Here is a 26,650-nt window from a genome sequence, read left to right as displayed (position 1 = left end):
GGCAGCGCCGGCGGGGCTGTGGTGTCGCACGGGCCGCCGTTCAGGAACACGATGCCTTCACCCGATCCGGATCGACGCCCCCCCGACGACGCCTCGCCCGGTGCCGCGGCGCGGGAGGCGGCTGCCGCCGCCAAGGTGCTGGCGCGCCAGCTCGGCATCCTCGCAGCCGGTGCCGCGCGCGGCGCCGGGCGCAGGGGCCGGGAGGCGGCGCGCGCCACCGGATCGCTCGTCGGGGGCCTCGCGGCACGCCGCCGATCCAAAACTCCGGCCGAGGCTGACGCCCCCATCGCGGGACCGGCGACCGCCGGGTCCGCGCCGTCGCGCTTCGCCATCCGCGGGCGTCCGCTGCGCCCCGCGCTCCTGGTCGCCGGCGCCGTCGTCGCGTTGCCGCTCGTTGCGCTGGCCGGCTACGTCCTGTTCGCGTTCCTGACGCTGCCGCCGCTCGGCGGCGTGGTGATCGACCAGGGCCAGCGCGCGCTCACCGTCGAGGCCGACGACGGCCGGGTCTTCGCCACCCGCGGCGCGTTCCGCGGGCAGCCGATCACCAAGGCGGAGCTTCCGCCGCATCTCGCCCAGGCGATCGTCGCCATCGAGGATCGGCGCTTCTACAGCCATTGGGGCATCGACCTGCGCGGGCTGGTGCGCGCGGCCTGGCGCAACGCCGTCGGCGGCGGGGTGCGCGAGGGCGGCTCGTCGATCACGCAGCAATATGTCCGGCTGACCTCGCTCAACCAGGAGAAGACCCTGCGCCGCAAGATCCAGGAGGCCTTCCTGGCGTTGCGGGTCGAGTCCGAGATGAGCAAGGACGACATCCTGCTCGGCTACCTCAACACCGCCTATTTCGGGGCCGGCGCCTACGGTGCCGATGCGGCGGCGCGGCGCTACTTCGGCAAGGGTGCGAAGGCGCTGACCCTGCCGGAAGCGGCGATGCTCGCCGGGCTGGTGCGGGCGCCCTCGCAGCTCGCCCCGACGCGCAACTTCGGCGGCGCCAAGGAGCGCGCCGACGTGGTGCTGCAGACCATGGTCGAGACCGGCGCGATCACCGCGGAGGCCGCCGACGCGGCGCGGGCCAAGACCGTGACGCTGCGCACGCCGCCGGAGACGCCGCCGGGCAGCAACTACTTTCTCGACCTCCTCGCCGCCGACGCCAAGAAGCTCACAGACGCGCCGGGCGACCTCACCGTGCGCTCGACCCTCAACCTCGACCTCCAGAGCCTCGCCGAGGGAATCGTCGCACGCCGCCTCGACGCCGAGGGCGGCAAGAAGAAGATCGGCCAAGGCGCGCTCGTCGCGATGTCGAAGGACGGCGCGATCCTCGCGATGGTGGGCGGGCGCGACTACGAGGACAGCCAGTTCAACCGCGCGACCCAGGCCAAGCGCCAGGCCGGCTCGCTGTTCAAGCTGTTCGTCTACCTCACCGCCTACGAGAACGGGCTGACCCCGGAGACCGTGCTGGTCGACCGCCCGGTGCAGATCGGCGACTGGGAGCCGCAGAACGCCAACAACCGGTTCCGCGGCGCCGTGCCGCTGCGGACCGCCTTCGCGCTCTCGATCAACACGGTGGCGGCCCAGCTCGGCGAGGAGCTCGGCATCCCGGCCGTGATCGCGACGGCGAAATCCCTCGGGGTGCAGTCCGAGCTGCCGAACGTGCCGAGCCTCGCGCTCGGCTCGGCCGAGGTCACGCTGCTGGAGATGACACGCGCCTATGCCGGCGTTCTGGCCAACCGCACGCCGGTGGAGAGCTTCGACATCCACGCGATCCGCGGCGGAGCGCCGGCCCCGCTATATCTGCGCCCCGACGCCAAGCCCGCCGCCGGCCTGCCGGGCGACAGCCGCACGATGATGCTCGATTCGCTGCAGGCGGTGGTCGACGGCGGAACCGGCAAGGGCGCGCGCGTGTCCGGCTTGGCCGTCGGCGGCAAGACCGGGACGACGCAGGATTACCGCGACGCCTGGTTCATCGGGATGACGCCCGACATGGTCGTCGGCGTCTGGGTCGGCAACGACGACAATTCCGCGATGAACCGCGTCGGCGGAGGCGACGTCCCGGCCTCGATCTTCCGCGATTTCGTGCAGCGGGCCTCGGCGCAGATGGCCAAGGGCCGCAAGCGCCCCTCCGCGGTCAAGGCCGAGCCGCAGCCGGCCGAAGCGGCGCCGCCCGCGCCCGCAGCCGCCGCGCCGGCCGCCGGCCCTGAGGCGCGCGGCGTGCCCGAGGTGATCGACACCGGGACCCTGTCGTTCCGCGGCCGCACCGTGCGGCTCGCCGGCGTCGACGGCCAGGGCGGCCACCTCGCCCGCCAGCTCGCGCGCTACCTGCGCCGCCGCGAGGTGGTGTGCGCGCCCGATGCCGGCGGAACCCAAGGCACCCGCTGCCGCATCGACGGCGACGACCTCGCCGCGCTGATCCTCTCGGCCGGCGGCGCCCGCGCCAGCGAGGACGCGCCGCCCGACTTGCTCGCGGCGGAGGAGCAGGCGCGGTCGGAACGCACCGGGATGTGGGGCGGGCGCCGCTGAGGAAACGTGCCGGCTTACCCGGGGCCTTGCATGCGATCCGGGCCCGCGGCGATCGACGAAGCGCTCCGGTTGGAGGCGGCCGTTCATAACGCGTTGTAGAACCCGATCGCCTCCTCGAGCTCGCGCTCCTCGTAGCCGAAATGCGAGATCACGATCTGCTCGAAGGTCTCGTAGATCCTGCCCAGGGCGAGGGCGTAGTCCCGGCGCGGATCCACGGCGATGGCGCGCGCGATCTGCAGGATGCGTTCGAGCAGGGCGTGAACGGTCCGGTGCTCCGCGCCGAGGCGGTCGAGGACCGGGCTCATGCTTGCGTCCTGCCTGATGGCCGGAAAGACGCTGCCTTCCTCGATGTCGTGATGCATCTGGAGCATCTGGCATTGTTGCCCGCACAGGTTGCCGAACGCGCGGAAGTTCGCGACCATCGACAGGGACGCGACGCCCTCGGACACGGCCTCGACGGTGCCGGTCCCCGACCGGAACCGGTCGAGCGCAGCGCGGACGGCGGCAAGCTCGGCGAGGTGGTGCCGGTGATACAGGCCCAGGCGCCGCCCTCGGGCGCGTTGCATCGGGGTGACGCCGGGGATGGCCGGTGCCCTGGGCCGGGTCGCGTCGTCCAGGAAGGGGATCCCTTCCAGGGTCAGGATGGGTTCGACCGTCATGGCGGGCAGGCTTTCGCTTCGGAACTCGTGGGAAGGGCGAGGGACCGGGTTCGCGCCTCCGCGTCAGCCCGCCGGTTGGCGCCTCTTCAGCTCCATGTTCTCGCGGTAGAGCAATTGGAGGCTCTCGAAGACTCCGGCGAGATACGACGCGTAGGTCGGCAGGGTGTCTGCGGCGACGCCCGCGCGTGTCGCGAAATGCGCGACGATGGCATCGGACTCGGCGGTGAGGACGCCGGGCGTCAGCTCGGCCGTCGGATAGGCGACCCGGGTTCCGGTTCGTGCGAGAAGGCTGCCGATCGCCTTCTGCTCCTTCGTGCCTTGGACGAACTCCCGCAAGGTCACGTGGTCGAGCTGCCCGGTTTCCAGGAGGAACAGGCGGACCTTGAAGCAGAACGGGCAGCCGGCCATCAGGTAGATGACGGGCTTGAACGGGGTATCGGTCATCGTCGGGTTTCCTGTTCGATGCGGGCTCGAAAGGTCGATGCGGCCGGAGCAAACGACGTCCGCCGCTGTCCTGCGAGGGATCAGCGCAGCCGGGCGACGGCGAGGCTCACGACCAGCAGCGGGATCGCCGGCGCAGGCGAGGACGGCAGCGCCAGGAGGTGGGCGAGGATCGCGCCTGTCATCGTCGCCGCCAGCCAGACGGCACCGAAGAACCCGTAGCCCGGCGCCAGGAGGGTCGCCTCCCCGACGACCTCGATCACGCCCGTGACGATCCTGAGCCATTGCCCGAGGCCGATCTGATCGAAGGGCTGGATCATGATCGGAACGCCGGCGCGCTTGGCGCCGCCGGCCCCCAGGCAGGCGACGACGAGCAACGCCGTCAGGATCCGGACGGTGATGTCGCGAGCGCGCGCGGGCGCAGCTGCGGGAGCGACGAGGGTCTGCGACATGCGCGATCTCCTTGCTGGACGGTGAAGCCTGAGCGATCGCCGGTCGCGCGCGCCGATGCGCGGGGTTCCGTCTCGTGCCTCGGTTTCGATTAGTGACCGGGTCATGATATGAATTCGCGGAGCCGTCGCAAGACGGCACAAACCGGATACCGAGGTTACATGGATGTGACCGCGTCCCAGGCGAAGCACTCGCCCGAGTGCCTGCGCGTCTCGCAACTGCTGTCGCGCATCGGCGACAAGTGGACCGTGCTCGTGATCATGCTGTTGCGTGAGCGCGCGTGCCGTTTCAGCGAACTCAAGCGCGGCGTCGACGGGATTTCGCAGCGAATGCTGACCCTCACGCTGCGCCATCTCGAGCGGGACGGTCTGGTGACCCGGACGGTGACGCCGACCATCCCGCCGCGCGTCGACTACGAACTCACGGAGATCGGGCATTCCCTCGCGGAGCCGATCCAAGCGCTCGGGCGATGGGCGTTCGACAACCTCGCCCGGATCGACGCGGCACAGGCATCGTACGATGCGCGCGCGGAGGCGGCCTGACGCCACCCCATCGCACCCGTGGATCCACTGGCGTCGGTGACGGGCGCCGTCAGCGCTCGACGGCGTCCCCTGCGGCATGATCGGACGGCGCCGGAACATGCGGGGCGTGCTGTGGCGGTCGCCGCGCAGGATGCCGAGGGACCCTGATGCGAGCGGAAACGGAAGGCCCCCCGCTGCCGCATCGGCGGCGGCGACCCCGCCGCGTTGATTCTCTCGTCCGGTGGCGCCCAAGCCTTCGAGGGTCGGGTTCGGCGACAGACGACCGTCGCCCTATCGGTCCGCGAGCCAAACGGCCTGACGCGGTCGCCGGCGGCTGCTAGCGTCCGATCCGACGCGAACAAGAACGTCTGCGGGAGGTCACGATGCGGAAACCCGTCCTGGGTCTCGCCTGGGCGCTGCTGAGCTTCGGGTCACCGGCTCTGGCCGAGCCTGCGCCCGACCATCCGGCGACCTTCAAGCCGGCGCAGCGCGAGGGCTACTTTTTCGTCGGCGGCGCCTACGAGACGGTCGCGGGCAAGGGTGCCGCCGTCGGGCAGATGTTCGTGCAGTATCACGCGCCGGTCGAGGTTGCGCAGCCCTATCCCGTGGTGATGGTGCACGGCACGGCGCAGACCGGCGTGAACTTCCTCGGCACGCCGGACGGGCGTCCCGGCTGGGTCGATCGGTTCGTCGAGAAGGGGTTTGCCGTCTACGTCGTCGACCAGGTCGGCCGCGGCCGGTCCGGCGACGATCCGGACGCCTACGGCCCCTATGCGCGGCTCGCGCCGAACGACCTGGAGACGATCTTCACCGGGCAGGAGCGCTTCGACCTGTTTCCGCAGGCCAAGCTTCACACCCGCTGGCCCGGCGGGGCCGGCGTGAGGGGCAACGCGGCGTTCGACCAGTTCTACTTCTCGCAGGTGCCGTTCATCGCCAGCGCCCTGCGCAGCGAGGAGCTCGTCGACCCCGCGCTGATCGCGCTGCTCGAGAAGATCGGGCCGTCCGTCCTGCTGACGCATTCGCAGGCCGGCGTGTTCGGATGGGCGGTGTCGGACCGGCGCCCCGACCTGGTGAAGGCGCATGTCGCGGTCGAGCCGAACGGGCCGACCTTCTACGACATCCGCTTCAAGGGGGGAGCGGCCTGGTACGAGAAGGTCGGCGAGGCGCGTGCCCGGCCCTACGGCATCACCCGCGTGCCACTCACCTTCGATCCGCCGGTCTCGACCCCGACCGACCTCGTCGTAGCGCAGTCCGAGGCGCCGCTCCGTCCCGGCCAGATCCGCTGCTGGCTCCAGGCCGAGCCGGCACGCAAGCTGCCGAATCTCGCCCGCGTACCGGCCGTGATCGTGACGGCCGAGGCCTCGTTCCGCGCGACGATGGACGACTGCACCGGCGCCTTCCTCGAGCAGGCGGGCGCTAAGCCCGACCGCTTGGCGCTGGCCGAGCACGGCATCCACGGCAACGGCCACATGATGATGCTTGAGACCAACAACGGCGAGGTCGCCGACGCGATCATCGGATGGATCGCCGGCAGGCTGAAGTAGCGGCGCGGCCTACCGGAACGGCGGCTCGTCGAAGCTGCGCAGCTTGCGCGAGTGCAGGCCGTGGCGGTCGCCGCGCAGGATGTCGAGGGCGGCTAGCCCGATCAGCAAGTGCTCGGCCACCGCTCGCTCGTAGAACGCGTTGGCCGCGCCCGGCAGCTTGATCTCGCCGTGCAGCGGCTTGTCGGAGACGCAGAGCAGCGTGCCGTAGGGCACCCGCAGGCGGTAGCCCTGCGCGGCGATCGTCCCGCTCTCCATGTCGACGCCGATGGCGCGGCTGAGGTTGATCCGGCGGCGTTCCTGGCTGAAGCGCAGCTCCCAGTTGCGGTCGTCGTAGGTGACGACCGTGCCGGTGCGCAGGCGCCGCTTCAGCGCGTCGGCCTTCTCCCCCGTGACCTGCGCGGCCGCGGCCTGGAGCGCGAGCTGCACCTCGGCGAGCGCTGGCACCGGAACGTCCGGCGGCACCAGCTCGTCGAGGATGCGGTCGCGGCGCATGTAGCCGTGGGCGAGCACGTAGTCGCCGATGGTCTGCGATTGCCGCAGGCCGCCGCAATGCCCGACCATCAGCCAGCAATGCGGGCGCAGCACCGCGAGGTGATCGGTGATCGTCTTCGCGTTCGAGGGGCCGACGCCGATATTGACCAGCGTCGTGCCCTGCGCGGTGCCGTCGGCACCTTCGGACGCGAGGTGGTAGGCCGGCATCTGGAAGCGGTGCCAGGGCGAGGCGGCCATCAGCGCCGCCGGGTCGGCGGAGGCGGCCTCGCCACGCGTCACGGTGATGCCCCCCGGCATGACCAGCTTGGTGATGCCCTCCGCGCCGGAGGCGAGGCGCTCCAGCCCGTGGCGGACGAACTGGTCGACGTAGCGGTGGTAGTTGGTCAGCAGGATCCAGGGCTGGACCTCGCGCCAGTCGCAGCCGGTGTAGTGCACGAGGCGACGGAGCGAGTAATCGACCCGCACGGCGTCGAACAGGGCGAGCGGGCGCGGCTCGTCGGCCATCGGCTGCCAGGTCCCGTCGGCGATCTCGTCGCCGACGAGCGAGAGCAGCGGGACCGGGAACCAGGTCGCGAGCTCGGCCGGGCTGACGCGTCCCGCGCCGAGGTCGGTGCCGGGCTCGAGCACGTAGGAATACGGGATCTCCTGCGCGCTCAGGCCGACCTCGAGCCCGACCCCGTAATCGGCCACCAGCGGCTCGAGCTGCGCCGTCAGGTAGGCGCGAAAGTCGGCGGGGCTGGTGACGGTGGTGCTGTAGGTGCCCGGCGCCTGCATCTTGGCGGTCGCGCGGCTGATGCGCGGGACCGGGCCGGCGGGCCGGTAGGTCACGCGAAGCTCCGGGTAGCGGAACTGCAGCCGCTCGGCGGCGTCCGGCGGCTTGCCGCCGTCCAGCGTGCGGGTCAGCGCGGTGCGCAGGGCCTGGGTCGCGCCGGCATGCAGCTCGACCAGCCGGTCGACGGCCGTCGCGACGTCGGCCACCGCCTCCATCGGGCGCAGTTCGTTCTCAATCACGCGCGTTCCCCGTTCAGATCCTGCCTCGCCCGTCCCACCCGGCTCTACACCCCGGCGCCCGTGCGCGCGAGGCGGGGCTTGCGGTCGGCGTCGCGTTGCCCGAAAGCCGGCGGATGACCGATCGGGATGCTAAGAACGCGACCAGCATGGACGCCGCCGGCGACGCGTTCGCGCGCCGCGCGGGCGAGGAGGCCGTCGCCCTCCCCGATCGCGCCGATGCCGGGCTCCACTTCATCGGCCGCATCCACACGCCGTGGACGGTTCGCGGAGACTGCCCGAAGAACGGGCTGCAGACCGACGCGGCCTGCACCGTCGCGGTCGATCCGCGCTACGCGCCGGGCCTGCAGAACGTCGAGGGCGCGAGCCACCTGATCCTGCTGTACTGGATGGACCGGGCCGAGCGCGGCCTGCTGGTGCAGCGCCCGCGCCACGCCGACGGCAGCCGCGGCACGTTCTCGCTGCGCTCGCCGGCGCGGCCGAACCCGATCGCGCTCTCGGTGGTGGAGCTGCTCGGACGCGACGGCGCGACCCTGACGGTGCGCGGTCTCGACTGCCTCGACGGCACCCCGCTCCTCGACATCAAGCCCTACTACGCGACGACCGATTCCCGGCCCGACGCGACGGTGGACCGGGCCGGAACCGCCCGCGCATGAGGCGCCGCATCGTCGCCGGCCTCGCCGGTCTCGCCCTCGTCGGCACCGGCATCCTGCTCGGGCGGATGCTCGCGGTCGCGCCGGTCAACGTCCGCGCCTACGCGCAGGGCCGGCTCACCGCGGTGCAGGTCCATCTCGACGAGGCGCCCGCCGACTACGTCTTCCTGGCCGGCGATTCCCACGCCGAGTTGGAAACGCCGGCACAGCGGCCCTGCGGCCTGGAACTCGTGAACGGCGGCGTCAGCGGCGCCAGCGCGCCGGTCTACGCCGACCTCGTCGCGACCCTGCGGTTTCCGGTCCGGCCGCGGGCGGCGGTGCTGACGATCGGCACCAACGACATCCTGGCCAAGAACCACCCGCGCGAGGCCGCGGCGGCGGCGCGCTACGAGGCGGCGGCGACGCGGATCATCCAACAGCTGACGACGAACACGGATCGCCTCGTCGTGACGGCGCTGCCGCCGATCGGTCGCGCGCTCGACGGGCGCCTCGACCCACTCGCGGTCGCGGATTACTCAGGTCGGCTCAAAACCCTGTGCGCGCGGCTCGGCTGCCGCTTCGCCGATCCCTTCGCCGCGATCCGCGACGGGGCGACGGGCTTCGCCAAGCCCGGCACGATGCGCGACGGGCTCCACCTTGCGGCCTACCGGCCCGTGCTCGGCGCGCTCGCGCCGGCCCTGTGCGACCCTGCGCCGCCCTGATCGGATCCCCGCACGGCCGAAAAGGTTGTGTCGGCGGAGACAAGTTTCCAGCCGGCAGGTGCGCGACGGGTGCGATCGGGTCTAAGTATTCCGGATACTGGGACGATCCGGCAACGCGCGAGCGGATGCACGGAGGAGCACGTCTCGGCGGGGCATGGTCAATGGGTGGATCGATCGCCGGCGCACAGGAATCCCCCGCGGTGAGCCGGGACGAGCCCGCCATCGTCGATCCCGACGTCTACGTGCCGGCACTGCTGACGCACCTGTCGAACACGCTGACCAACAACGCCTCGATCTTCTACCGGCAGCATTTCGGGGTCGGCCTGACCGACTGGCGGATCATGTACCGGCTCGCCTCCGAGCCGTGGATCACCGCACACCGGATCTGCGAGCTGTCGGCCCTCGACAAGGCCGTGGTGAGCCGCAGCATCGCCTGGATGGAGAGCCGCGGCCTGGTGCTGATCCAGGGCGACGCGAAGGACGCCCGCCGCCGCCTGCTGGCGCTGTCGCCCGCCGGCCTCGACCTGCACAACCGCATCACCGTCGTGGCGCTGGAGCGCGAGCGCAACTTCCTCGCCGCGCTCAGCGCGGACGAGGTCGCCGAGACGATCCGCCTGCTGACGAAGCTGGTCGACAACCTCGGTGCGTTCTCGAAGCCGGTGGCGATCCCGCCCGAGGCGGTCGCCCCCGACGAGACCGCGCCGCCGACCTCGCCGCGCCGGCCGATCAAGCCGCGGTAGCGGGCGGGCGGCTCGGGGCCGGCGGCCGGATCCGGTACCAGCCGACGTAGAGTGCCGGCAGGAAGAACAGCGTCAGGAAGGTCGCCGCGATGATGCCGCCGATCATCGCGTAGGCCATCGGCCCCCAGAACACCTCGCGGGCGATCGGGACCATGCCGAGGCTCGCCGCCGCGGCCGTCAGCAGGATCGGGCGCATGCGGTGGCGGGTCGCCTCCACCACCGCGTCCCAGGGCCCGAGGCCGTCGGCCTCGCATTCCTCGATCTGGCTCACCAGGATCACCGCGTTGCGGATGATGATGCCGATCAGCGCCAGGATGCCGAGGATCGCGACGAAGCCCATCGGCTTGCCCGAGGGCAGCAGCGCCGCGACGACGCCGATGAGCCCGAGCGGGGCCACGCTCGACACCAGGAACAGCTTCTGCACGCTCTGCAGCTGGATCATCAGGAACACCGCCATCGTCAGCAGCATCACCGGCACCACCGCGGCGATCGGGCCCTGGCCCTTGGCCGCCTCCTCGACCGCGCCGCCGGTGGCGAGCGCGTAACCCTCCGGCAGGGCCGCGGCGAACGCGTCGATGTCGGCGGCGAGCGCCGCCACGATGGTCGGCGGCTGCGTCGCGTCGATGATCGGGGCGCGCACCGTCAGCGTCGCGACCCGGTCGCGGCGCCAGACGATCGGCTGCTCCAGGTCGTAGGCGATCCGCGCGAAGGCGAGCAACGGCACCACCGAGCCGTTGGCGAGCGTCACCTGCAGGCTCTGCAGGGTGTCGAGCGAGGTCCGTTCCGCCGCCTGCGCCCGCCCGATCACGTTGACGAGGTAGATCGAGTCGCGCACCTGCGTGATCGCCGTGCCGCCGACGACGCCGTTGAGGATGCCGGCGATGTCCTGGCTGGTGACGCCGAGCTGACGTGCCTTGTCCTGCAGGATCTCGACCCGCAGCACCTTGCCGGGCTCGTTCCAGTCGAAGGTCGGCACGCCGACATGCGGGCTCTTGGCAACGATATCGGCGAGCGCGAGCGCCTTTGCGCGGACCACCTGGAGGTCGGGCCCGCTCAAGCGGTACTGGATCGGCCGGCCGACCGGGGGGCCGAGCGAGAGCGGGTTCACGAACACGTCGGTGCCGACGAAGTCGCGCTTCGCCCGCTCCTCGAGCTTGGGGAACAGGCGGTCGCGCGCCTCCAGCGACTTCGTCACCACGACGACCTGCCCGAAGAAGCTGTTGGCGAGCTGCTGGTCGAGAGGCAGGTAGAAGCGCACCGCCCCCTGGCCGACATAGGACGACCAGCGCTCGACGTCGGGGTTGCCCGTCAGGGTCGCCTCGAAACGGTCCATCTGGGCCTGCGTCTCGGTAACCGTCGCGTTCTGCGGCAGGGTGAAGTCGACCAGGATTTCGGTGCGGTCGGAGGCAGGGAAGAACTGCTGCTGCACGAAGGTCATGCCGTACATCGACAGGCCGAGCAGCGCGACGCAGCCCGCGACGGTGAGCCAGCGGAAGCGCATCGCGGCGACGAGCGCGCGCAGGAACAACCGCCCCATCCGGCCGGGCTCGTGGCTGTGCTTCTTCATGGTCTTGGGCAGCAGCGTCACGCCGATCAGCGGCGCGAACAGCACGGCCACCACCCACGAGACCAGGAGCGAGGCGGCGATCACCACGAACAGCGAGTAGGTGTACTCGCCGGCCGACGAGCCGTTGAAGCCGATCGGCAGGAAGCCGGCCACCGTCACCAGGGTGCCGGTCAGCATCGGGAAGGCGGTCGAGGTGTAGGCGAAGGTCGCGGCCTTCTTCAGCGAATCGCCGAGCTCGAGCCGCGCGACCATCATCTCGACGGTGATCATCGCGTCGTCGACGAGCAGGCCCAGCGCGATGATCAGCGCACCGAGCGAGATGCGCTGCAGGGTGACGCCCATGATCTGCATCACGACGAAGACGATGGCCAACACCAGCGGGATCGAGATCGAGACCACGAGGCCGGCGCGGATGCCGAGGCTGAGGAAGCTGACCGCGAGCACGATCACCACCGCCTCGAGAAGCGCCTGGGTGAAGCCACCGACCGCCTCCTCGACGATCCGCGGCTGGTCCGAGACGAGGTGGATGCCGACGCCGATCGGCAGCTTCGCCTCGATCAGGCGCATGCGCGCCTTCAGGTCCTCGCCGAAATGCAGCAGGTTGGCGTTCGGCCGCATGGCGATCGCCAGCCCGATCGCCGGCTTGCCGTCGACGCGGAACAGCGCGGCCGGCGGGTCCTCGTAGCCGCGGCTGATCTCGGCGACGTCCGACAGGCGGAAGAAGCGGTCGTTGACCCGCAGGTTGATGGTCTCCAGCGAGGTCTCGGACGAGAACTGCCCGCTCACCCGCACCGAGACCCGCTCCGGCCCGGCCTGGACGACGCCCGAGGGCGAGATCGCGTTCTGGCTCTGCAGCGTCTTGATCAGCGACTGGATGTCGATGCCGTAGCCGGCGAGCTTGCGCGTCGAGAAGTCGAGGAAGATCGTCTCCTTCTGCGTGCCGAGCAGCAGCGTCTTGCCGATGTTGGGTACCTTCAGGATCTCGGTGCGCACGCCCTCGACGTAGTCGCGCAGCTGGCGGTGGCTCAGGCCGTCGGCGGTGAAGCCGTAGACGTTGCCGTAGACGTCGCCGAACTCGTCGTTGAAGAACGGCCCCTGCATCCCCTGCGGGAAGGTGCCCTGGATGTCGCCGAGGCGCTTGCGGACCTGGTAGAACGACGGCTGGATCTCGGACGCCTTCGTGGTGTCGCGCAGCTGCACGAATACCGTCGCGTTGCCCGGCGTGGTGTAGCTGCGGACGTAGTCCAGGGTCGCGACCTGCTGCAGCTCCTTCTCGATCCGGTCGGTGACCTGCTCGAGCGTGTCGCCGATGGTGGCGCCCGGCCATACCGCCTGAACCACCATCGTCTTGATCGCGAAGGGCGGGTCCTCCTCGCGGCCGAGCCCGCGATAGGCGAGCGTGCCGGCCACCAGGCAGATCGCCATGAGGAACCACACGAACGAGCGGTGCGAGAGCGCCCATTCCGATGCGTTGAAGCTACCCACGATCAGAAGTCCTGCGTGCCGGGAACGACGATGGGCGCATCCGCGAGGCGGATCGTCTGGCCGTCGGCGAGGGAGTGGACGCCGGCGACGACGACGCGGTCGCCCGCCGCCAGCCCGCTCGCGACGCCGACATAGTCGCCCTTCCGGTCCGAGACCGTGACCGGGGACCGCTTCGCCGCGTCGCCGGCGGCGTTGACGATCCACACGGAATCTCGCCCGTCGGCGCCGAGGATGGCGGTGGCGGGCAGCACGAAGCGCGGCGCGATCCTGCGCACCAGCGACACGGTGATCGTCGCCCCGAGCCGGAACGCGCGCGGCGGGTTGTCGAGCGACATCCGGATACGCCGGGTGCGGGTGCTCGCATCGGCAAAGGGCGCGGTCTCGCGCACGGTGCCGACGGCGGTGATCTCGGGGGCGCTCTGCAGCGCCACGGTGAAGCGGCCGTCCTTCGGCATGGCCGCGACGAGGTCGTCGGGGATGTCGACCACCGCCTCGCGCACCTCGGGCCGCGCCACGGTCACCACCGTCTGCCCGGCGGTGAGGTCCTGCCCGATCTCGGCGTTGCGCTGGGTGACGACGCCGTCGAAGTCGGCCTGGAGCTCGGTGTAGCCCATCTGGTCGCGGGCCTTTTCCAGGCTCGCCTGCGCCTGGGTCAGCCGCGCCTGCGCGGTGTCGCGGTTGGCGACGGTGCTGTCGAGCTGCGCCTGGGTGACGTTGCCGCCTTCCATCAGGCGCCGGGTCCGCGCCTCGGTGGCGGCGGCGTTCTCGGATTGCGCCTTGGCATCCGCCACGTCGGCCTCGGCTCGGGTCATCGCGAAGCGCGGCACCACGGTGTCGAGGGCGGCGAGCCGCTGCCCCTTCTTCACGAGGTCGCCGACGGTGACGTCGCGCGCGACCACCCGGCCGGCGATCTGGAACCCGAGCTGCGACTGGTAGCGCGGCTCGACCGTGCCGGCGAACGGCCCGAACCGCACCGACGCGATCGGCTTGGCGACAGCGTACAGGACCGGCCGCACCGGCGGCGCCTTCGCCTCCTCGGCGGGCTTGCAGGCGGCGAGCGCGAGCAGCGACGTTCCGACGAGGATGGAAGGGGCCCGAAACCGCCCGCCTCTCCCCCCTGCGCGGGAGGAGGAAGGGAAGGCGGCGGCAAAGAAACGCTTGAACACCATCACTTCGCGGCTCCCGTCGCGACCTGCTGGGCCACCGTCACGGTCTGGCCGGGGCGAAGGAACTGGATGCCGGCGATGACGACCTCCTCGCCCGACGCGACCCCGCTCGACAGCGCGATGCTGTCGGGGCCGTAGCGGTCGATCGTCACGATGCGGGGCGCCACCGTGCCGCCGGCGGGATCGCGTACCCAGACCGCGGGCTTGTCCTCCCACCGGTAGAGCGCCGACCACGGCAGCACGATCGCCGCGTGGCTCTGGAACCGGCCGCGGCCGATCACCACCGCGCCGAGGCTCATCGCGGGCGGCGTCTGCTTGAGACCGACCTTGACGCGGACGGTGCCGGAGGCCGGATCGACGCTGGGCGAAATCTCGCGGACGCTGCCGATGGCGGTCACCGACGGGTCGCCCTGGAGCGTCACGTCGACGGTGCCGGATTGCGGAGGGGACGCCAGCAAGGCCTCGTAGACGTTGAAGACCGCATCGCGCGGCCCGTCCTGCGCCAGCGTCAGGACCGACTGGCCGGCCTGCACCACCTGCCCGGTCTCCAGGGAGCGGCTGAGTACGATGCCGGCCACGCCCGACCTCAGCTCGGTGTAGGACAGCTGTTCCTGTGCCGTGCCGAGGGCCGCCTTGGCCGAATCGACCGCGGCCTGGGTCGTGCGCAGCTGCTGCTCGGCGTTGTCGTAGGAGGGCCGCGTGGTGTAGCCGCTCGCCATCAGCGCTTCCTGGCGCTTGAACCCGAGCTTGGCCTGGGTCGACAGCGCCTCGGCCGAGGCGAGCGCCGCCTGCGCGTTGGCGAGGTTCGAGCGTTGCTCGCGCGGGTCGAGCCGGGCCAGGACCTGATCGGCCGCGACATGGTCGCCGACCTCGACGAGGCGGGTCTCGATCTTGCCGGCGGTGCGGAACGAGACGCTGGTCTGCCCCTGCGCCTGGACGTCGCCGGTGAAGACGACGTCGCCGGCGATCGGGCTTTCCGCCGCGATCACCGTGCGCACCAGGGTCTGCGCCATCAGCGGCACCGGATCGGCACGGACGGCGGTCGCCGCCAGCATCGTCGACGCGAGGACGATGGAAAAACCTCGGTTCACCGCGCGCATGGTCCCGACTCGATCTATCGCGGCCGGAACTTATCCGCTATCTTACCGACCGTCCAGACGGTTTTTACGGGCGGTATCGATGGACGATGGGACGGCGAAGACGCGCAGCCGGCGACAGGATCGCGCCGAGGTGATCCTCGACGCGGCCGAAGCCCTGCTGCGGCGCTCCGGCAGCCGCACGCTGACGATCGACGCCGTCGCGGTGGAAGCCGGGCTGAGCAAGGGCGGCGTGCTGCACCACTACGCCTCGAAGGATGCGCTGGTGACCGCGCTGGCGGTCCGCAAGGTCGGCCGGCTTCGCGCCGGCATCGCCGCCTGCCTCGCCGCCGGCCCGCGAGGGCCCGCCGCGCTGCCGCTGGCGGTGATCGCCCATGCCCGTGAGATGTACGCCGAGGAATGCGGGTTTCCGGATGCCCTGCTGATCGCGTCGGCTGACAACCCCGAGGCCGTGGCGGCCTTCTCCGACTTCCTGGCCGAGCAGCTCGCGGCGATGGGCTCGATCGAGGGGCGCGCGGGCCAGGGTGCGGCGCTGACCTTCTCGATCCTCGGCCTGATGCTGAGCCGCTCGCTCGACTTCCACCGCCTCGACGGCGCGGCGCTGAATTGCCTGTTCGACGCCCTCGAGACCCAGGCGCGGGCGCTGCCCGCGGATCAGTAGAGGGCGTTGGCCGCCAGCGCCTGGAACACCAGGGCGTGGCGGCCCGCGAGCGCGTCGACATCGTGCGTGTAGCCGCCGCCGATCACCGCGACGAGCGGGATGCCGCGGGCGCGCGCCTGCCCGACGACGAAGCGGTCGCGGGCAAGCAGCCCGTCGTCGCTGAGCGCGAGCCGGCCGAGGCGGTCGTCGCGATGCGGGTCGACGCCGGCATTGTAGAACACGAGGTCGGGCGCCAGCGCGTCGAGGAGGGGCGGAAGCCGCGCCTCGAGCACGGCGAGGTAGCCGGCATCGTCGAGCCCGTCGGGCAGGCCGATGTCGAGGTCGCCGGCGATCTTGGCGGTCGGGTAGTTCTTCTCGCAGTGGATCGAGAGGGTGAAGAGGTCCGGCGAGCGCGCGAGGCAGTCGGCGGTGCCGTCGCCCTGGTGCACGTCGCAATCGACCACGAGCGCCCGCCGGATCGCGCCCTCGGCCTGCAGGGCGCGGGCGGCGACCGCGACGTCGTTGAAGACGCAGAACCCCGCCCCCTGCTCGCGCCGGGCATGATGGCTCCCGCCTGCAGCGCTTCCGGCGAGACCCTGCGCGAGGGCGAGGCGCGCCGCGAGCAACGTGCCGCCGACCGAGGCGCGCGAGCGGCGGACGACGCTCGCGTCCACCGGCAGGCCGATCGCCCGCTCGATCGCCCGCGGGACCGAAAGAGCGAGGACGGCCTCGACGTAAGCCGCATCGTGGGCGAACCGCAGCAGCTCGGGCGAGGCCGGCTCCGGCGTCACGAACCCGCGCGGCGCCAGCCCGCGCTCCGTCAGGACTTCGGCGAGCCGCCCGTACTTGCGCATCGGGAACCGGTGCCCGGCCGGCAGGCTCGCCTCGTAGGCCGGGTGAAACACGATCGGCGGGATCACCGCGCGCCCTTCAGGTCCGCGACGATGCGCTCGCCCAGCGCCCGGCCGCTGTCGAAGGCCGCCTCGATCCGCGGGCCGAGGCACCAATCGCCGGCCGCGCCCAGCCGCTGCGCCGGATCGTAGAGGCAGGGCTCGCCGAGCGCCGTCTCGACCATGGCGTAGCGCCAGCGATGGACGGCGGCGTAGGCCGGGCGGACCGCCCGGCCAAGACGGGCTTCGAGCGCGCCGATCAGCGCGGCCCGGACCGCCTCGCGCGGATCCTCCAGATGCGTGCGGGACCAGTCCGGCGCGGCATGCGCCACCAGGGCGTGACCGGCCGCGCGGCCTGGCTTGGTCTCCTCGCGCACGATCAGCGCGATCGGACCGTCGGCGAACGCCAGATGCGCCTTCGAGAAGCCGGGGTGCTCGTCGAGGTCAAGGAGCAGCGACCAGCACGGCGCGTAGGTCGCCCGGTCCGGCCCGGCCAGGACGAGACCGCTCGCCGCAATCAACGCCACGACCTGCGGCGCCGGGAAGGTCAGACCAACGGCGGCGAAGGGACCGCTGGCGACGCCGTCCGCATCCGTCAGCATCCAGCCGGCCTCCGAGCGCGCGATGCGGATGATCGTGGTCTCGAGCGAGACCGGAAAGCCGTCGAGCAGGGCGCGGACCGGCGCCGGCATGCCAGGCAGGCCGACGGTGCGGCCGTCCTCGCCCCAGGACGCAGCGACGCCGGACGCGATCCAGGTTGCGCACTGCGCGCGGAACGCGTCGCCCTTGGCGCGGAAGAACTGCGCGCCGTGGTCGAAGCGCTGGCCCGTCCTGGTGCGCCGCGTCGCCATGCGCCCGCCGATGCCGCGGCCCTTGTCGAAGATGCGGACGGCGATGCCGGCTTGGGCGAGGCGTTGGGCGGCGGCGCCGCCCGCCATGCCGGCTCCGAGGATCGCGACGGTTCCGCCTTCGGCCAAAGCTTCGCTCCCCTGGGTGCGCCCGAGGCTGTCATACGGCTGAAATGCGCACCCTGTTAGGGGCAGTCCGCCGGCGCGGCCGCACGCCGCGGGACAGGCCGGTTCGGAGATGCGTGCCGCATGGGTCTCGCCAGCACCTTACCGGCCCTCGACGGCACCGCGCTCGCCCTCGCGCCGTGCGCGCTCCTGACGATCGTCCACCTCGCGAGCCTGATCGTGGCGGGTCGGCGGATCGGCCGTTCGCCCGGCGAGACCACGTTCCCCGCCGGCGCACCGATCTCCCTGGTGCGCCCGGTCTGCGGCCTCGAGACCTTCAGCGAAGAGACCCTCGCCCGCGGCTTCGCGCTCGACCACCCGGCCTATGAGATCCTGTTCTGCGTCGCCGATGCCGCCGATCCGGTGCTGCCGCTGGTCCGCCGCCTGGTCGCGGCACATCCGCAGGTTCCGGCCCGCATCCTGATCGGCGACGAGCGCATCAGCGACAACCCGAAGCTCAACAACTGCGTGCGGGGCTGGGAGGCGGCGCGACACGATTGGATCGTCATCGCCGATTCAAACGTGCTGATGCCGGCGGACTACCTGCAGCGGATGCAGGCGGCGTGGCGCGCCGACACCGGCCTCGTCTGCTCGACGCCGATCGGCGCACGGCCGGACGGGATCTGGGCCGCGGTCGAGTGCGCCTTCCTCAACACCCTCCAGGCGCGCTGGCAATATGCCGGCGAGGCGGTGGGGCTCGGCTTCGCGCAGGGCAAGAGCATGCTCTGGCATCGCCCGTTCCTGGAGGCGCAGGGCGGCATCCGGGCGCTGGCCGCCGAGATCGCCGAGGACGCGGCGGCGACGAAGCTGGTGCGCGCGGCCGGCCGCCGCGTCCACCTCGTCGCGGCGCCGTACGAGCAGCCGCTGGGGCGCCGCAGGGCGTCCGAGGTCTGGTCCCGCCAGATCCGCTGGGCGCGCCTGCGCCGGGTGACGTTCCCGCTGTTCTTCGCGCCCGAGATCGCCAGCGGCACGCTGCTGCCGTTCCTGCTCGCAGGGCTCCTGGCCGGAACCTGGACGGCGGCGGCCGGCCTCGCCGCTCTCGCAGCTCTGGGCTACGCCGCCGAGCTCCGGCTGGCGACGCGCGCCGGCTGGTTCCACGCCCCCCGCCTGCTCCTCGCCTTCGTTCTGCGCGACGCGCTGATCCCGCTGGTCTGGTGCGCGGCCTGGACCCATCGCGCGATCGTCTGGCGCGGCAACGCCATGGACATCCGCCTCAAGCCCGTCGTCCGGCCGCGACGGGTCGGGCGGACGGCGCGCCCCGCCTGACCCGGTTGCATCGCGGCGCGAACGGCGCGATGCCGGTCGCGGATCATCAGCAGCGGTCGGTCACGTGCGCATCGCCATCCTCGAAGCCGGATCGCCGCCGGCGCGGCTCGACCGCTTCCCCTCCTACGGCGCGATGACGGCTCGGATGATCGGGCCGGCGCACGACAGCACGATCTTCGATGTCCGCGCAGGACGGATGCCCTCCGATTGGCAGGCGTTCGACGGCTACGCCGTCACCGGCTCGGCGGCCGGCGTCTACGATCCGCTGCCGTGGATCGCGCCGCTGATCGCGGCCCTGCGCGCGCTCCCGCCGGAGAAGCGCCTCGTCGGCATCTGCTTCGGGCATCAGGTGATGGCGGAGGCCTATGGCGGCCGCGCGATCCGTTCGGAGAAGGGGCGCGCCCTCGGCCTGCACGGCTACGCGGTGACGGAGCGGGCGCCGTTCACGGACGACGCGACACGGATCGCGGTGGCGGCGTTCCATCAGGATCAGGTCGTCGTGGCCCCGCCCGCGACCCGCGTGCTCGCGGCGAGCGCCTTCACGCCCATGCGATGCTGGAATACCGGGACCGCGCCGCGCTGTCGGTGCAGTTCCACCCGGAATTCGAGCCCGACTACACCCGCGCCCTGATCGCCGGCCATGCCGATGCGCAGGATGATCCGGAGCGGGCGCAAGCGGCGCTCGCCTCGCTCGACGCACCGGACGACCGGCACCGGGTGGCGGGCTGGATCCGACGATTCCTGGAGCAGGGATGAGAAGGTTGGTGCGGGTAGAGGGAATCGAACCCCCACGCCTTGCGGCTGGCGATTTTGAGTCGCCCGCGTCTACCAGTTCCACCATACCCGCGACGGGGAGCCTTTTCGCACAGGTCCCGTGGCCGGGCCAAGCCCTTTCCCGGGGTCGCGCACGGCGTGCGGCGGATCGCCGGCACGCTGGTGCGGTCGGGCCGGCTGTGCTCAAAGGGCGCCCTGCCCCGAGGAACCCGATGCACAGACAGGCCCGATGATCCGCCGCCTCTACGAGTGGATACTCGCACTTTCGGGCAAGCCCTCCGCGCCCTACGTCCTGGGCGCCGTGGCGTTCGCCGAGAGCTCCTTCTTCCCGGTCCCGCCCGATGCGATGCTGGTGCCGATGGCGGTGAGCCGGCCCGACCGGGTGTGGTTCTACGCGCTGATCGCCACGGTCGGCTCGGTGCTCGGCGGCCTCGTCGGCTACGCCATCGGCGCGCTGCTGTTCGATTCGCTCGGAACCTGGCTGATCCGGCTCTACGGCCTGCAGGACAAGGCGGCGACCTTCCAGCAATCCTATGCCGAGTACGGGCACTGGGTGATCCTGCTCAAGGGGCTGACGCCGATCCCCTACAAGCTCGTGACCATCACCTCGGGCTTCGCCCATTACAGCCTGTTCTGGTTCACGCTGCTGTCGATCGTCACCCGAGGCGCGCGTTTCTTCATCCTCGCCGGGCTGCTCGGCCGCTACGGCGTCCAGATCCGCGGCGTGCTCGACCGCCATCTCAACGCGGTCGTCGCGATCTCGGTCGCGGTGATCGTCCTCGGCTTCGTCCTATTCAAGGTGATCCTCTAGATGAGCTACGCCGCCCTGCTGCGCCTGCGCCGCGCCGCGCTCGCCGTCCTGATCGGCTCGATCCTCACGGTCGGCGCCGCCCTGGTGCTGCAGTTCGGCTACGGCTACGCACCGTGCAAGCTCTGCCTGACCGAGCGCTTGCCCTACTACGCGGCGGTGCCGCTCGCCGTCCTCGCGCTGTTCCTGCCCGAGCGGCTCTCGCGCCTCGCCCTCGGGCTGGCCGCGGCCGGCCTGCTCTACGGCGCCGGGCTCGGCGCCTACCACGCCGGCGCGGAGTGGGGGTTCTGGCCGGGCCCGACCGATTGCGGCGGCGGCACGGGCGCGAACCCGGCGGCCGTCGGCGATTTTCTGAACGCGTTGCAGACGACGAAGGTCGTCGACTGCTCGACCGCGGCGATGCGGGTGCTCGGCGTCTCGCTCGCCGGTTGGAACGCGGTCATCGCCTTCGTGCTCGCCGGCATCGCCGGCACGGCCGCAGCGAAGCCCTGAGCGATCCGACGCGATCGCTTACGAACGCCCGGCCGCTTCGACCGCGCGATCGATCAGTTGCGATCGTCGGGCATCGGCGGCAAGGGCGCGACGTCGATGCCCTCGTCGATCAGGGCGCGGGCCTCGTCCGGGCTGGCCTGCCCGTAGATCGCGCGCTCCCGCGTCTCGCCGTAATGGATCTTGCGCGCTTCCTCCGGGAACCGCGTCCCGACATGCTCGGCCGATGCGACGACGTGCTCGCGCAGGCTCCGCAGCATCTCGCGGATGCGCCGCTCCGGCTCGGCGATCATCGGCACCGGGGCGGGTGCGACGGGCACGGGCAGATCCGCGTCCGCGCCGCCCACGGGGCGCCCGCGGTCGGTGCGGGCGAGGCTCGGCGCCATCAGGCCCTTCACCACCCGCGACGTGTCGCAGACCGGGCAGGTCACGAGGCCGCGCGCCGCCTGAGCGTCGAAGGACTCGGACGAGGGAAACCAGCTCTCGAAGCCGTGCCCGGCCTCGCAGACGAGACTGTACCGGATCATGCCGTCACGACGGGGCGGTTCCTGGGGAGCCGACCCGCTCGACCGTGAACGGGCGCCCATGTTGCAGCGAGGGGATTCGCGCGCGCGCATCCGCGACCGCGGAAAGGTCGATCTCGGCCAGGATCACGCCGGGTTCGGCGCCGCCGGCATCGGCCAGCACCCGGCCCCACGGATCGACGATGAGCGAGTGCCCGTAGGTCTCGCGACCGTCCTCGTGCGTCCCGCCCTGGGCGGCCGAGATCATGAACGATCCGGTCTCGATCGCGCGTGCCCGATGCAGCACGTGCCAATGCGCCTCGCCGGTCTGCCGGGTAAAGCACGCCGGCGCCGTCAGCACCGAGGCGCCGGCCTCGGCGAGCGCCCGGTAGAGGGCGGGGAAGCGGATGTCGTAGCAGATGCCGAGCCCGATCTCGGCCCACGGCGTCGGCGCGACGACGGCGCAGGCGCCGCCGGTATAGGTCGAGGATTCCCGCCAGCGCTCGCCGCTCGGCAGGTCGACGTCGAACAGGTGCAGCTTGTCGTAGGCCGCGACGATCGCGCCGTCCGCGCCGATCAGGAAGGCGCGGTTGGCGATCTTCTCGCCGGCGCGGATCGCGAGGGAGCCGATCTGCACCACCGTCCCGGTCTCGCGTGCCGCGTCGCGGAGCGCGGCCAGCGTCTCGTCCTCGTCCTGGCCGCGCACCACCGCGAAGAGCCGTGCGCGGTCGCGCTCGACCAGCGAGGTCATCTCCGGGGTCTGGACGAACTGCGCGCCGCGCGATGCCGCCTCCCGCACGCCGGCCACCGCCGCGTCGCGGTTCGCGCCCGGGTCGCGACCCGAGCGCATCTGCACGCAGGCGGCGACGAAGCGGGTCTCAGGCATTCGCGGAGGCCTTCAGCAGCGCATCGAGCTTGCCGGCCTTGTCGAGGGCGTAGAGGTCGTCGCAGCCGCCGACATGGGTCTCGCCGATGAAGATCTGCGGCACGCTGGTGCGTCCGCCCGCGCGCGCCATCATGGTGGCGCGTTCGGGGGGCGTCTTCTCGACGTCGATTTCACGGAATGCGACGCCCTTCTCCTTGAGCAGGCTCTTGGCCGCCGAGCAGTAGGGGCACCACGCCGTCGTGTAGATCGTAACCGGATTCATGGGCGTGTTCGCGTCCCGCGGATGACACGACCATATAGGGGTCGGCGGTCCCGATCGCCTATGGCCGGAACGTCACGCCGGCCGCCTCAAGCGGCGAGCAGCTTCTCAACCTCGTTGACCAAATCGCGCAGGTGGAACGGCTTCGACAGGACCTTCGCGTCCTTGGGAGCCTTCGAATCCGGGTTGAGCGCCACGGCGGCGAAGCCCGTGATGAACATCACCTTGATGTCCGGGTCGAGCTCGGTCGCCCGGCGGGCGAGCTCGATCCCGTCCATCTCAGGCATCACGATGTCGGTCAGCAGCAGCTCGAACGGCTCTTCGCGCAGGCGATTGTAGGCCGACAGGCCGTTGTCGAACGACAGCACGTCGAAGCCGGCATTCTGCAACGCCTTGGCCAGGAACCGGCGCATGTCGTTGTCGTCTTCCGCCAAGAGAATTTTCATCGGACGGTTCCGGACCCTCGAATCGCAACGTTCTTTTCATAAAGGGAGCCAACGGTAAACAAGACGTTAGGATTTGCCGCCCCTGCGAGGTGACAGGCCGCACCGCGCGGCCATGCCGGAGCCCGCCGGCACGGTGGACAGGCCGCCGCCGCCGCCCCACAGTGCGGCCCTGACGTTGGCCGTTCCCATTCCCGACGGTGCGCCTCCCCGCCGATGACGCTCCCCTTTCCGCATCAGACAGACGCCTTCGGCTTCTCGCCCGCCTTCGCCGTGGACGAGCCGACGCGGCACACGCTGCCGTTCGTGTTCAACACCGGCCATTCCGGGTCGGTCTACCCGGACAGCTTCCTGAAGGCTTCGCGGCTCGACGCGCTATCGCTGCGCCGGTCGGAGGACGCGCATGTCGACCGGCTGTTCGCCCAGGTGGTCGAGCTCGGCGCGCCGCTGCTGCGCTGCAATTTCCCGCGCGCCTATCTCGACGTGAACCGCGAGCCCTACGAGCTCGACCCGCGGATGTTCGAGGGCCGCCTGCCGCCCTTCGCCAACACGCGCTCGATGCGCGTCGCCGGCGGCCTCGGCACGGTGCCGCGCGTCGTCTCGGACGGGCAGGAGATCTATGCTGCGCGCATGCCGGTGGACGAGGCGGTGGCGCGCATCGACGGGCTGTACAAGCCGTATCATCGGGCTTTGCGCGGCTTGATCCTGCGCACCGTGCGGGAATTCGGGCGCTGCATGCTGATCGACTGCCACTCGATGCCGTCGTCGAGCCTGGGGCGCGATCACGATGCGCGAGCGGACTTCGTGCTTGGCGACCGCTTCGGCACCGCCTGCGACCCGGCGCTGATCGACGCCTTCGAGGCGGCCTTCCGCGCCCGCGGCTACAAGGTGGTACGCAACAAGCCCTATGCCGGGGGCTTCATCACCGAGCATTACGGCGAGCCGAACATCGGCCGGCACGCGCTGCAGATCGAGATCAACCGGGCCCTCTACATGAACGAGGCGAGCCTCGCGATCACGCCCGGCTTCTTCGACTTGGCCAAGACGCTCGGCGAGGCGATCGTCGAGGTCGCCGACGACCTCGGCTCGGAGACGCCGATCGGCATCGCCGCCGAATAGGTTGATAACGGCTCCTCGTCGGATCGGGCGCAGGGCGTCGCAGGTCCTTCCGAGGTTGCCTGTCGTTCTCCGGCAATCCTCGCCCGCGAGCGGGCATGACCGATCAGCCCCTCCCCGTCGTCACGGGGCCGCGCAGCGGAACCCGGGATCCAGAGCCGACGACGGCAGGATCGAGTACGGCCTGCGGTTCCGGATCCCCGGATCCCCGGATCCGCCTTCGGCGCCTCGGGATGACGAGGAGCGTGCAGAACCGTGGTTGCGTGAAACTGATGACCCCGGGCCCGACCACACACGTCGGGCAGTCCTGCGACCAAGAAAAAAGGCCACCCCCGAAGGAGCGGCCCGAAGTCTAGGGAGGAAACGCCCAAGAAGGGCTGCCGGACCGCGACGCCATCGCGATCCCGCAATGCACAAAGTAAATTGCGACGCACAAAACGCAAGCGGAATACCCCTACCGGTTGCGCATACCCCGCCCGCTCCGGCTGCACGTCCGCAGCCGCCTAACCGTCGGCCAGGAGCTTCGCGATCTCGGCCTTGAGCGGGCCGGCCAGATCCTTGCGGTCGAGCGCGTAGGCGATGTTGGCGGTGAGGAAGCCGAGCTTGGAGCCGGTGTCGTAGGTGCGGCCTTCGTAGTGCATGCCGAAGAAGTCCTGCTCGGCCATCAGCTTGATCATCGCGTCGGTGAGCTGGATCTCGCCGCCCGCGCCCTTCTCGCCATGCTCGAGGATGCCGAAGATCTCCGGCTGGAGGATGTAGCGGCCCGAGATGATGAAGTTCGAAGGCGCGGTGCCCTGCTTCGGCTTCTCGACCATGCCGGTGACCTCGAAGGTCTGGCCGAAGGTCTCGCCGACGCTGACGATGCCGTACTGATGCGTCTCCTCCGGCGCGACCTCCTCGACGGCGACGACGTTGCCGCCGTGGCGCTCGTAGGCAGCGAGCATCTGGCCCATGCAGCCGCGGCTGAGCATGTCCGGCAGCAGCACGGCGAAGGGCTCGTCGCCGACGATCTCGCGGGCGCACCACACCGCGTGGCCGAGGCCGAGCGGCGCCTGCTGACGGGTGAAGCTGGTCTGGCCGGCGGCCGGCAGGTCGCGCTTCAGCTCCTCGTAGGCCGCGGACTTGCCGCGCTCCTGCAGCATCCGGTCGAGCTCGAACGCGATGTCGAAATGGTCCTCGATCACCGCCTTGCCGCGGCCGGTGACGAAGATGAAGTGCTCGATGCCGGCTTCCCGCGCCTCGTCGACCACGTGCTGGACGACCGGCCGGTCGACCACCGTCAGCATCTCTTTCGGGACGGCCTTGGTGGCCGGCAGGAAGCGGGTGCCGAGGCCCGCGACGGGGAGGACGGCCTTTCGGATCGGTTTCATCGAGCAAAAACCCAAACGTGGGAGTTGGACGGGCCGGGCGTTCCGGGCAACACTAGCACGGCAAGCGGACGGCTTCGCGCCGTTGCGCGGCACGATTGAGCATTATCGGTTAAAAGCAAGCTTCCGCTTGCTGGTTGGCGCGGTTTCTTTCAGGGGCAACGATGGCGGTTCTGGTCACGGGTGGTGCCGGTTATATCGGCAGTCACATGGTTCTCGCCCTGCAGGATGCCGGGCGGGAGGAGACGGTCGTCCTCGACGACCTCTCCACCGGGTTCGACTGGGCCCTGCCGCCGGAGGTGAAGCTCGTGCGCGGCGACGTCGGCGACCCCGGCCTCGTCACCGAGACGATTCTGCAGAACCGCGTCGACGCGATCGCCCATTTCGCCGCCCGCATCGTCGTGCCGGACTCGGTCGCCGACCCGCTGCACTACTATCTCGCCAACACGGTGAAGACGCGCGCGCTGATCGAGACCGCGGTGCGCACCGGCGTGAAGCACATCATCTTCTCCTCGACCGCCGCGGTCTACGGCGAGCCGGAGACCGTGCCGGTGCCGGAGGACCTCGCGACCAACCCGATCAACCCCTACGGCCGCTCGAAGCTGATGAGCGAGTGGATGATCCGCGACGCGGCGGCCGCGCACGGCTTCAGCTACGTCATCCTGCGCTACTTCAATGTCGCCGGTGCCGACCCGCGCGGTCGCACCGGGCAGTCCACGCCGAACGCCACCCACCTGATCAAAGTCGCGACGCAGGCGGCCCTCGGCCAGCGCCCGCATCTCGAGGTGTTCGGCACCGACTACCCGACGCCGGACGGATCGTGCCTGCGCGACTACATTCAGGTCTCCGACCTCGCCGAGGCGCACCGTGTCGCCCTCGACCACCTGCGCGCCGGCGGCGAGAGCCTGACGCTGAATTGCGGCTACGGCACCGGCTATTCGGTGCTCGAGGTGATCGACACGGTGAAGCGCGTCTCCGGTCGCGACTTCCCGGTGCGCGTCTCGCCCCGCCGCCCCGGCGATCCGGCGCGGATCGTCGCCGAGGCGTCGCGGATCCGCGAGCAGCTCGGCTGGCGCCCGAAGCACGACGACCTCGACGCGATCGTGCGCCAGGCGCTCGACTGGGAAGACGCCCTGCCCAAGCGCAACCGGCACTGAG

The 26,650-nt window shown here is 71.1% G+C and carries 28 protein-coding genes and 1 tRNA gene; 14 read left to right on the top strand and 15 right to left on the bottom strand.

Annotated features, from left to right (window positions below):
- Nucleotides 1–51: 51 nt before the first annotated feature.
- Nucleotides 52–2,514 (top strand): PBP1A family penicillin-binding protein, encoded by a 2,463-nt coding sequence (locus ACFZ8E_RS06765; RefSeq protein ID WP_405042391.1) that lies wholly within the window; start codon nucleotides 52–54, stop codon nucleotides 2,512–2,514.
- A gap of 83 nt (nucleotides 2,515–2,597) precedes the next feature.
- Here ACFZ8E_RS06765 and ACFZ8E_RS06760 read toward each other — a convergent pair whose 3' ends face one another.
- The 3 genes from ACFZ8E_RS06760 to ACFZ8E_RS06750 form a co-directional block, all read right to left on the bottom strand.
- Nucleotides 2,598–3,173 (bottom strand): hemerythrin domain-containing protein, encoded by a 576-nt coding sequence (locus ACFZ8E_RS06760; protein ID WP_147728280.1) that lies wholly within the window; start codon nucleotides 3,171–3,173, stop codon nucleotides 2,598–2,600.
- A 63-nt stretch (nucleotides 3,174–3,236) separates the two neighbouring features.
- On the bottom strand, nucleotides 3,237–3,617 hold the full coding sequence (locus ACFZ8E_RS06755; protein ID WP_405042390.1) for a glutathione S-transferase N-terminal domain-containing protein: 381 nt from the start codon (nucleotides 3,615–3,617) through the stop codon (nucleotides 3,237–3,239).
- A gap of 80 nt (nucleotides 3,618–3,697) precedes the next feature.
- Entirely contained in the window at nucleotides 3,698–4,066 is a 369-nt protein-coding gene (locus tag ACFZ8E_RS06750; RefSeq protein WP_405042389.1) for a DoxX family protein, read from the bottom strand.
- Nucleotides 4,067–4,225: 159 nt separating this feature from the next.
- Between ACFZ8E_RS06750 and ACFZ8E_RS06745 the strand changes: the two genes are divergently transcribed.
- Together ACFZ8E_RS06745 and ACFZ8E_RS06740 are read left to right on the top strand one after the other, a co-directional pair.
- Nucleotides 4,226–4,606: a helix-turn-helix domain-containing protein gene (locus ACFZ8E_RS06745; RefSeq protein WP_147841832.1), complete on the top strand. Its 381-nt coding sequence runs from the start codon at nucleotides 4,226–4,228 to the stop codon at nucleotides 4,604–4,606.
- Between the two features lie 362 nt (nucleotides 4,607–4,968).
- Nucleotides 4,969–6,129, top strand: a complete 1,161-nt coding sequence (locus tag ACFZ8E_RS06740) for an alpha/beta hydrolase (RefSeq protein WP_244030311.1) — start codon at nucleotides 4,969–4,971, stop codon at nucleotides 6,127–6,129.
- 9 nt (nucleotides 6,130–6,138) lie between these two features.
- Here the strand turns inward: ACFZ8E_RS06740 and ACFZ8E_RS06735 are convergent, their stop codons facing one another.
- Nucleotides 6,139–7,632 carry an AMP nucleosidase gene (locus ACFZ8E_RS06735; protein WP_405042388.1) on the bottom strand — a complete coding sequence of 498 codons (1,494 nt, stop codon included), beginning with the start codon at nucleotides 7,630–7,632 and terminating at the stop codon, nucleotides 6,139–6,141.
- A gap of 113 nt (nucleotides 7,633–7,745) precedes the next feature.
- Here ACFZ8E_RS06735 and tsaA point away from each other — a divergent pair, with 113 nt between their 5' ends.
- The 3 genes from tsaA (at nucleotide 7,746) to ACFZ8E_RS06720 (ending at nucleotide 9,723) form a co-directional block, all read left to right on the top strand.
- Nucleotides 7,746–8,285 carry a tRNA (N6-threonylcarbamoyladenosine(37)-N6)-methyltransferase TrmO gene (gene tsaA / locus ACFZ8E_RS06730; protein WP_405042387.1) on the top strand — a complete coding sequence of 180 codons (540 nt, stop codon included), beginning with the start codon at nucleotides 7,746–7,748 and terminating at the stop codon, nucleotides 8,283–8,285.
- Nucleotides 8,282–8,983, top strand: a complete 702-nt coding sequence (locus ACFZ8E_RS06725) for an SGNH/GDSL hydrolase family protein (RefSeq protein WP_243949586.1) — start codon at nucleotides 8,282–8,284, stop codon at nucleotides 8,981–8,983. The genes tsaA and ACFZ8E_RS06725 overlap by 4 nt, the downstream gene beginning before the upstream one ends.
- Before the next feature lie 200 nt (nucleotides 8,984–9,183).
- Nucleotides 9,184–9,723 (top strand): MarR family winged helix-turn-helix transcriptional regulator, encoded by a 540-nt coding sequence (locus tag ACFZ8E_RS06720; RefSeq protein ID WP_210246686.1) that lies wholly within the window; start codon nucleotides 9,184–9,186, stop codon nucleotides 9,721–9,723.
- Here ACFZ8E_RS06720 and ACFZ8E_RS06715 read toward each other — a convergent pair.
- From ACFZ8E_RS06715 to ACFZ8E_RS06705, 3 genes are all read right to left on the bottom strand, one after another.
- Nucleotides 9,710–12,775, bottom strand: a complete 3,066-nt coding sequence (locus ACFZ8E_RS06715) for an efflux RND transporter permease subunit (RefSeq protein WP_313899104.1) — start codon at nucleotides 12,773–12,775, stop codon at nucleotides 9,710–9,712. The two genes, ACFZ8E_RS06720 and ACFZ8E_RS06715, sit on opposite strands and share 14 nt — an antisense overlap.
- 2 nt (nucleotides 12,776–12,777) lie before the next feature.
- Nucleotides 12,778–13,860, bottom strand: coding sequence for an efflux RND transporter periplasmic adaptor subunit (locus ACFZ8E_RS06710; protein WP_405044335.1), 1,083 nt, complete (start codon nucleotides 13,858–13,860; stop codon nucleotides 12,778–12,780).
- Nucleotides 13,861–13,943: 83 nt separating this feature from the next.
- Nucleotides 13,944–14,996, bottom strand: a complete 1,053-nt coding sequence (locus ACFZ8E_RS06705; protein ID WP_405044334.1) for an efflux RND transporter periplasmic adaptor subunit — start codon at nucleotides 14,994–14,996, stop codon at nucleotides 13,944–13,946.
- Between the two features lie 124 nt (nucleotides 14,997–15,120).
- Between ACFZ8E_RS06705 and ACFZ8E_RS06700 the strand changes: the two genes are divergently transcribed.
- Nucleotides 15,121–15,699, top strand: coding sequence for a TetR/AcrR family transcriptional regulator (locus ACFZ8E_RS06700; RefSeq protein WP_405042386.1), 579 nt, complete (start codon nucleotides 15,121–15,123; stop codon nucleotides 15,697–15,699).
- Here ACFZ8E_RS06700 and ACFZ8E_RS06695 read toward each other — a convergent pair.
- On the bottom strand, nucleotides 15,693–16,598 hold the full coding sequence (locus ACFZ8E_RS06695) for a histone deacetylase (RefSeq protein ID WP_405042385.1): 906 nt from the start codon (nucleotides 16,596–16,598) through the stop codon (nucleotides 15,693–15,695). The two genes, ACFZ8E_RS06700 and ACFZ8E_RS06695, sit on opposite strands and share 7 nt — an antisense overlap.
- Entirely contained in the window at nucleotides 16,595–17,545 is a 951-nt protein-coding gene (locus tag ACFZ8E_RS06690; RefSeq protein ID WP_405042384.1) for an NAD(P)/FAD-dependent oxidoreductase, read from the bottom strand. The genes ACFZ8E_RS06695 and ACFZ8E_RS06690 overlap by 4 nt, the downstream gene beginning before the upstream one ends.
- A gap of 120 nt (nucleotides 17,546–17,665) precedes the next feature.
- Between ACFZ8E_RS06690 and ACFZ8E_RS06685 the strand changes: the two genes are divergently transcribed.
- The 3 genes from ACFZ8E_RS06685 (at nucleotide 17,666) to ACFZ8E_RS06675 (ending at nucleotide 19,603) form a co-directional block, all read left to right on the top strand.
- The gene (locus ACFZ8E_RS06685; protein ID WP_405042383.1) at nucleotides 17,666–18,847 is read left to right on the top strand and encodes a ceramide glucosyltransferase; all 1,182 of its coding nucleotides are present in this window, start codon (nucleotides 17,666–17,668) and stop codon (nucleotides 18,845–18,847) included.
- A gap of 64 nt (nucleotides 18,848–18,911) precedes the next feature.
- A complete protein-coding gene (locus ACFZ8E_RS06680; RefSeq protein ID WP_405042382.1) occupies nucleotides 18,912–19,478 on the top strand; it encodes a type 1 glutamine amidotransferase in 567 nt (188 codons plus the stop codon).
- Nucleotides 19,433–19,603: a hypothetical protein gene (locus ACFZ8E_RS06675; protein WP_405042381.1), complete on the top strand. Its 171-nt coding sequence runs from the start codon at nucleotides 19,433–19,435 to the stop codon at nucleotides 19,601–19,603. The genes ACFZ8E_RS06680 and ACFZ8E_RS06675 overlap by 46 nt, the downstream gene beginning before the upstream one ends.
- A 6-nt stretch (nucleotides 19,604–19,609) precedes the next feature.
- Here the strand turns inward: ACFZ8E_RS06675 and ACFZ8E_RS06670 are convergent.
- Nucleotides 19,610–19,694: transfer RNA gene (locus ACFZ8E_RS06670), tRNA-Leu, on the bottom strand.
- Between the two features lie 156 nt (nucleotides 19,695–19,850).
- On the opposite strand from ACFZ8E_RS06670, the gene ACFZ8E_RS06665 reads away from it, so the two are divergent.
- A complete protein-coding gene (locus tag ACFZ8E_RS06665) occupies nucleotides 19,851–20,432 on the top strand; it encodes a YqaA family protein (RefSeq protein WP_147727379.1) in 582 nt (193 codons plus the stop codon).
- Nucleotides 20,433–20,921, top strand: a complete 489-nt coding sequence (locus ACFZ8E_RS06660) for a disulfide bond formation protein B (protein ID WP_243949579.1) — start codon at nucleotides 20,433–20,435, stop codon at nucleotides 20,919–20,921.
- Nucleotides 20,922–20,974: 53 nt separating this feature from the next.
- On the opposite strand, the gene ACFZ8E_RS06655 is transcribed toward ACFZ8E_RS06660, so the two are convergent.
- From ACFZ8E_RS06655 to cpdR, 4 genes are all read right to left on the bottom strand, one after another.
- The gene (locus ACFZ8E_RS06655; RefSeq protein ID WP_243949578.1) at nucleotides 20,975–21,445 is read right to left on the bottom strand and encodes a DUF1178 family protein; all 471 of its coding nucleotides are present in this window, start codon (nucleotides 21,443–21,445) and stop codon (nucleotides 20,975–20,977) included.
- A 4-nt stretch (nucleotides 21,446–21,449) separates the two neighbouring features.
- Entirely contained in the window at nucleotides 21,450–22,307 is an 858-nt protein-coding gene (locus ACFZ8E_RS06650; protein WP_147841822.1) for a carbon-nitrogen hydrolase family protein, read from the bottom strand.
- Nucleotides 22,300–22,569 carry a glutaredoxin 3 gene (grxC, locus tag ACFZ8E_RS06645; RefSeq protein ID WP_147727375.1) on the bottom strand — a complete coding sequence of 90 codons (270 nt, stop codon included), beginning with the start codon at nucleotides 22,567–22,569 and terminating at the stop codon, nucleotides 22,300–22,302. The genes ACFZ8E_RS06650 and grxC overlap by 8 nt, the downstream gene beginning before the upstream one ends.
- Before the next feature lie 86 nt (nucleotides 22,570–22,655).
- Complete coding sequence (gene cpdR / locus ACFZ8E_RS06640) at nucleotides 22,656–23,012, bottom strand: cell cycle two-component system response regulator CpdR (RefSeq protein ID WP_147727374.1); 357 nt, start codon at nucleotides 23,010–23,012, stop codon at nucleotides 22,656–22,658.
- A 213-nt stretch (nucleotides 23,013–23,225) separates the two neighbouring features.
- Between cpdR and ACFZ8E_RS06635 the strand changes: the two genes are divergently transcribed.
- On the top strand, nucleotides 23,226–24,128 hold the full coding sequence (locus ACFZ8E_RS06635) for an N-formylglutamate amidohydrolase (protein ID WP_147841821.1): 903 nt from the start codon (nucleotides 23,226–23,228) through the stop codon (nucleotides 24,126–24,128).
- 500 nt (nucleotides 24,129–24,628) lie between these two features.
- Here ACFZ8E_RS06635 and ACFZ8E_RS06630 read toward each other — a convergent pair whose 3' ends face one another.
- Nucleotides 24,629–25,495 carry a UTP--glucose-1-phosphate uridylyltransferase gene (locus ACFZ8E_RS06630; RefSeq protein WP_147727372.1) on the bottom strand — a complete coding sequence of 289 codons (867 nt, stop codon included), beginning with the start codon at nucleotides 25,493–25,495 and terminating at the stop codon, nucleotides 24,629–24,631.
- A gap of 161 nt (nucleotides 25,496–25,656) precedes the next feature.
- Between ACFZ8E_RS06630 and galE the strand changes: the two genes are divergently transcribed.
- Nucleotides 25,657–26,649 (top strand): UDP-glucose 4-epimerase GalE, encoded by a 993-nt coding sequence (gene galE / locus ACFZ8E_RS06625; RefSeq protein WP_405042380.1) that lies wholly within the window; start codon nucleotides 25,657–25,659, stop codon nucleotides 26,647–26,649.
- The last annotated feature ends 1 nt before the right edge of the window (nucleotide 26,650 follow it).

Source organism: Methylobacterium sp. HMF5984 (assembly GCF_045033435.1).
Classification (GTDB): Bacteria; Pseudomonadota; Alphaproteobacteria; order Rhizobiales; family Beijerinckiaceae; genus Methylobacterium.
The sequence above is the reverse complement of the archived record's forward strand: the minus strand, read 5'-3'. Positions and strand labels throughout refer to the sequence as shown.